Here is a 5,542-nt window from a genome sequence, read left to right on the forward strand (position 1 = left end):
TCGCTTGGTCGACCGCGGGCGGCTTTCATGAGAGAGGCACGGCGACCGACTTGCGTTTCGAACGGATTCTCAAGCGTGCCGGCTGGCCAATGCAGCGTCTTGGGGTGCCGTGTCCAATTGGCAATACCATTGCTGTTGCGGGAACCCTTCCTGCAAACGTGAAGAGTTTCGAACGCCTTCGCCCCGTCGGCTACCGATCGGCAATTGGAAAGCGCGATGATGTCGCGGCATGAGGCGCGCGAGCCTAATGGCTCGAGTGTTTTAGGAGTGGGAATAGAAGGCGCTCTGCGTTCCGCCACGTACTCCCCCTGCACCGTATCGGCGTGTGCGCCGGAGGCAGGAGCCAAGCAACGGAGAAATGCGCTGTTTGAGCCTTCTCCGTGGCGCGGTGTTCAGCCGGATGTGGGTTTGTCGTGAACGATCGGAAAGTGGCGGCGCCAAGGGAGAGAGAATTGACGTCGAGGAGGCCTCAGATCCTCATCGGTTCAACCGACGCGGACTACTACCTGTTGCTTGTCCACATCTTGGAAGCCGAGGGATACGGCGTGACGTTGGGCTCGGGCGCGGAGGAGATTGTCCATCTCGCGCGCGAAAATCACGTCGATGGGATCCTTCTCGATTGTCGCTCCGGCGAAACCCTTGCGCCAGAGACGTGCCTGAGGCTGAAACAGGACCCGCAGACCGTAGGAATCATGACGGTCGCCCTGGTCGGGCCGGGTGCGGAGGGCCGCTTCATCGATCTGCTGAAGGCTGGAATCGATGAGAATTTCGTCAGGCCGATTGCGCCTGCCAAGCTGCTCGGATTTCTGCGGAACCAAATTCTGTTCCAGTCCGGCTCGCATCCTTCGGCGGGCGATGGACGCATTCTCGCCTATGCGGGAATTGAACTGAATACTGTCCGGCACAGTGTCAGGCGCTTTGGTATCAGCGTTCATCTCGGACCAATCGAATTCCGCTTGCTGCAATTCTTGATGGAGAACCGTGAGCAAGCTTGCAGCCGCGCGCAACTCATCGAGGCTGGTTGGCCGGAGCGGCGCTACGTTGATGCCAAGACGGTCAATGTGCATGTCGGGCGGCTGCGCAAGGCATTGAATGTGGCAGGCGGCTCCGATGTGATCCGGACGGTCAGGTCATCCGGATACATGCTGGACGCCTCCCCCTTCGCTGATCCGCACGAGGCAGCGGATCGGCCGGGCGAGGAGACCGACGGTTAACGCTGCATCATGGCCCTTAAAAAGGAGCATTCGTCATGGATATCGTTATCCGCAATGGAGCCCTCATCACCGGCGATGGCAAGGCGTTTCACAAAAGAGCGACCGTCTACGTCAAGGACGGGAGGATTGCAGATATCCAAATTGGAAATGCGGGGACGAGCGACGAAATCGCGGCGCGAACAATCATTGATGCGACAGGCTGCATCGTCATACCAGGTATCATCAATGCACATGCGCATGGATGCATTTGCGGGCCGTCGATGCCGAGCGGCTCGCCGCCGCTCAGTGCAGATGACATTGCGTATTTTCGCAATCGGCATCTTCTTCAAGGGACAACCACTCTTTTGAATGTCTGTGGTTTGGCAATGGCCGATGAGGTCTACTCTGGCGGCGAGATCCACCATCAGATGGATATTCGCGTATCCACGGCACATACACTCAAGAACATCCAGGCAGCCCTTGCAGTCGACGGCAGAGGCCTGTCAGTGCCGCACCTGAGTGCGACGATCGATGAAATGCTTGCGTCCGGCGCGGTTGCACTCGGAGAGGTTGGCGGCGGACAGACATTGGGCGGCGGGGCGCAGGATTACAGGTTCATTCCGGAAGCGGTCCTGCGGGAGACCGGGGTAGAGGTGACACCTGCAACGGCGAGGCGTCTGAAGGATGCTGTTCTTGGCCGTTTTCTCGATCAAGCCGGTGGAATGTCGGATCCGATGCTGGAGGATGAGCTGGAACATGCCGGCCTGTCCACGCATGTCACAACCGAGCGCATCCGCGAGATCATCACACGATCCGTAATGCCATCCGTCGCACTTTCCCTCGACGGCTTCGATGAGATCGCTGAAGAGGCGGAGCGCGTCGGCTATTCCGCCATTTTCCACAACGCCGCGCCATCTGCAAAACGCTTGAGCGCGGTTGTTGAAAAACATCCAAACGCACGGATCGTCGCCGGACACAGCAATCATCCGAGCTTCTTGCCGGATGAGGCCGTTTCGATTGCCCTCGACTTGAGAAGCAAGGGTGCTGTTATAGACGTTTCTACACTCGACTGTATTAGCACGCAGTGGCGCAATGACGCCGCCAACCTAGATGCGCTCATCGACGTTGGTTGCGTGGATACGATTTCGACCGACTTCGCGGGTGGTCATTGGGACGGAATCCTCGAGGCGATACACCGGATGGTGAGAAAAGAGCAACTTTCCGCTCAAGCAGCGGTAGCGCTTGCCACCGGGAACGTCGCTGCCGTCTTTCCGCAAATGGCAGGGGATCGCGGGCTGATAGAAAAAGGCAAGCGCGCGGATTTGGCCGTCGTTGACCACGTGAACCTTAGTCGTGTCAGGCATGTCGTAATCGACGGTCGTGTTGCCGTCAGGAACGGTGTGCCAGTCTGACGGAAGGACCCAAACAAAGCTTGGTACTGAGCAATATAGATAATTTCAAAAGTCTTTAATTGAAATGGCAGCCTTAAATCTTGCAGCTAATTTGCATGAAACAATCCGGAGTTAGGTAGCACCTGCCACTGAAGTCTACGTCAGGCACAGACTGATCTCACTTCACCACCGAAAATTCGTGCCTGTCTGATTGGAGACTGAATAAATATTCGTTTTTTTGCGCGAAGGTGCCTACGGGATTGCGGGAAATGACGCCGCAGAAACGCCACCGCGTCGGATAGACGGAACAGAGCATATCGCCCTCGATTGTGCTCCTCCCCTGGTCAGACCATTCGCCAACGGTGATAAGTGTCGTGCCGTCTTCTGCGGTCACCCGCCGGTATGCCTCGCCTGTCCGGATATTGCGCCCGTGGATTTCGTGACCGAAGAGCAGAGCCCTTATCTCGTCGCCGTCGAGGCGATCTTCCGGCTTCGGACTGAAGCCGTCGGGCAGTTCCGGCACACCTGCCTTGCGCAGACCCACGAGCACCCTTTCGAGGTCGACGTAATTCTTGAATGGGAATTCGACCGCAGCCATCAGCCCTGTGTATTCAGGTTCCTGCGCTTGGGCCAGGTATGGCTTCAACCTCTCACGGGCCGTGGCAGCATCAGCGTATCGATCCAGTTGCCCGTAGGCGGAAATGAGCACCATAAGACCTGGGTAATTGGACCAAAAGTCCCAGTACGAGGTCTCCTTCGAGCCCGGAGCGGTCTTTTCGAGGGCGACGACGGCCTCCTCGAAGCGGTCCATCGAGAAGTAGGCGAGCCCGGCAAGGAAGTAGCGCCAGCGCGACCAAGCGGGATCCACACGTGCTGCGGCATCAAGGTAGCCGAGACCGTCCGCGGCCCTGCCGTTAAAAATCATCACCATACTCAGCGACTCGTAGTTGGAAGGGTCGCTGGCGTCGAGCGCTATCGCGCGCTCCGCGGCGGCGATAGCCTCATCGGATCTTTGCATCATGTTCAGCTTTCCTGCGAGGAGTGTGTAGTACCCCGGAGAGGGGTTCTTGGCGGCCTGCGTGAAGTAGGAGTCTGCCTTGCTGCGGGCTTCATCCTGTGAAAGCCCGAACACTTTCGACCGTTCCTCGGTCCAATGCGCTTCCCGATACATCCAGGCGAGTGCCGCCGCAGCATTGCCAAAGGTGCTATCAAGCGCCAAGGCCTGCTCGTAGTACTTTGCCGCCTCCACCCAATCCTCTGCCTTTTCCCTCAGTTCCAGTTCGCGGCCGCGCAAATATGCCTCGTACGCGGCGAGGTTACTTGTTCCACCAGCGATCCGGGCAGCTTGTTGGCTCGTGACCAGGCGAAGCTTGAGCGCCGTTGCGATCTCCCCAACCATCCTGTCCTGCAGCTCGAACACTTCGCTCCATTCCCCGTCGAACCGCTCCGCCCACATGCTGCCATTGGTCATAGAGTCGATGAGTTTTGCGTTGATGCGCATTTCGTCCCCGGCGCGACGCAGGCTACCTTCCAGGATGTAGCGAACGCCCAACTGGGTCGAAACCTCTGATGGCAGGCTGGACCTGTCTTTAAAGGTGAATGCGGCATTGCGTGAGATTACGAAGAGGCCGGGAATGCGTGCCAGTTCCGTTGTCAGATCCTCGGTAATGCCATCGGCAAGGTAGCCCTGCTCCTTGTCATCGCTGAGGTTGTCGAAAGGCAGCACGACGAGCGAGGGCCGGGCGTCGGCGGTAGCAACGGAGGCATCGTCTCCCGGCCGCCAAGGCTGCCACCACGCTAATCCCGCCAATAAAAAGACGGTGATTCCTATGGCGGCTGCCAGACACGCTAAGGACCGCCGGCTTCTCCTCGCGCCGCCGGGTTGGCCCTCTACCGCCGGAACGAGCACCACGCGGTAGACCCGGATAGGCTCGGCAATGCTCTTTACCTTCCGCTCGCCGAGCGCCTGGTAGCCGATGGCGAGCTTCGATTTCACGTGGTCATAGGTGGTTCCGGATATAGCAATGCCGCCGGGTTCCGCCAGCACCTGCATGCGGTCGGCGATGTTGACGCCGTCGCCGTGAATGTCGTCGCCTTCGACGATAATGTCGCCTAGGTTGACGCCAATGCGGAAAACCATCCGCTGTTCAGGCGGCAGGGCCGCGTTACGCCGGGCTTTCTCCTGCTGCAGTTCCACCGCGCAGTGCAGGGCATCCACCACGCTGTGGAACTCGACGAGGACGCCGTCGCCCATGGTCTTGACCAGGCGGCCGTGATGCTCGGCGATCTTCGGCTCGAAGAGTTCGTGCAGGTCGACCTGGAAGCGACGACGCGTTCCCTCTTCGTCGACCTCGCTCATCCGGCTATAACCGACGACATCCGCAATCAGGACTGCTGCTAGACGGCGCTCCATGCCCACTCTTTCCTGGGGCGATCTGGATCCATATCTTACAGCACGACCCCTGCGGGTGCCACCGCCGTCGCTCAAAGTGGCTGGCGGGCGAAACTTGAATAGATCGACTGGTGGCAGTTGCTTATACGAGATGGGGTATTCGGCTTGAGCCTCACTCAGACGGCAGTGGATGGTAGAAAGGTGCTGCGCTTCGAGCGATGGTAAACGTGGTCATGTCTTGCAACAGCCACAAGCATCGGAAAGGAAGCGCAGCATGAAACATTATATCGGCCTCGATGTCTCGGTCAAAGAGACCACCATCTGCATTGTCGATGAAACCGGCAAGATTTGCCGAGAGGTGAAGGTTCCCAGTCACCCTGATGACCTGATCGCCGCTTTGAAAGACCCGTCATGGCAGATCGAACGGGTGGGTCTTGAAGCCGGGCCTCTGTCACAATGGCTGTTCGAAGGTTTGGCCAGAGCGGGCTTTCCTGTGGTCTGCATTGAGACGCGTCACGTCAAGGCGTTCCTGAAGGCGCAGCCGAACAAGACTGATCGCAATGATG

Annotated in this window: 5 protein-coding genes; 4 read left to right on the forward strand and 1 reads right to left on the reverse strand. The window is 58.6% G+C overall.

The window, feature by feature from the left end; all coding sequences use genetic code 11:
* The 3 genes from C9413_RS26860 to C9413_RS26870 form a co-directional block, all read left to right on the forward strand.
* On the forward strand, positions 1–233 hold a 233-nt coding region (locus tag C9413_RS26860), incomplete at its 5' end, for an acyl-homoserine-lactone synthase (protein WP_281408682.1).
* Between the two features lie 219 nt (positions 234–452).
* On the forward strand, positions 453–1,214 hold the full coding sequence (locus tag C9413_RS26865) for a response regulator transcription factor (protein ID WP_052451591.1): 762 nt from the start codon (positions 453–455) through the stop codon (positions 1,212–1,214).
* Between the two features lie 35 nt (positions 1,215–1,249).
* Positions 1,250–2,605, forward strand: coding sequence for an amidohydrolase family protein (locus C9413_RS26870; RefSeq protein ID WP_039845807.1), 1,356 nt, complete (start codon positions 1,250–1,252; stop codon positions 2,603–2,605).
* A 157-nt stretch (positions 2,606–2,762) separates the two neighbouring features.
* On the opposite strand, the gene C9413_RS26875 is transcribed toward C9413_RS26870, so the two are convergent.
* Positions 2,763–4,997, reverse strand: coding sequence for an adenylate/guanylate cyclase domain-containing protein (locus C9413_RS26875; protein ID WP_170251142.1), 2,235 nt, complete (start codon positions 4,995–4,997; stop codon positions 2,763–2,765).
* Positions 4,998–5,250: 253 nt separating this feature from the next.
* On the opposite strand from C9413_RS26875, the gene C9413_RS26880 reads away from it, so the two are divergent.
* Positions 5,251–5,542, forward strand: a 292-nt coding sequence (locus C9413_RS26880) for a transposase (RefSeq protein ID WP_170251143.1), incomplete at its 3' end; no start/stop codon positions are given.

Origin of the sequence: Rhizobium sp. SEMIA 4085, assembly GCF_013004495.1 — a bacterium.
In the GTDB taxonomy this organism is placed as follows: Bacteria; Pseudomonadota; Alphaproteobacteria; order Rhizobiales; family Rhizobiaceae; genus Rhizobium; species Rhizobium gallicum.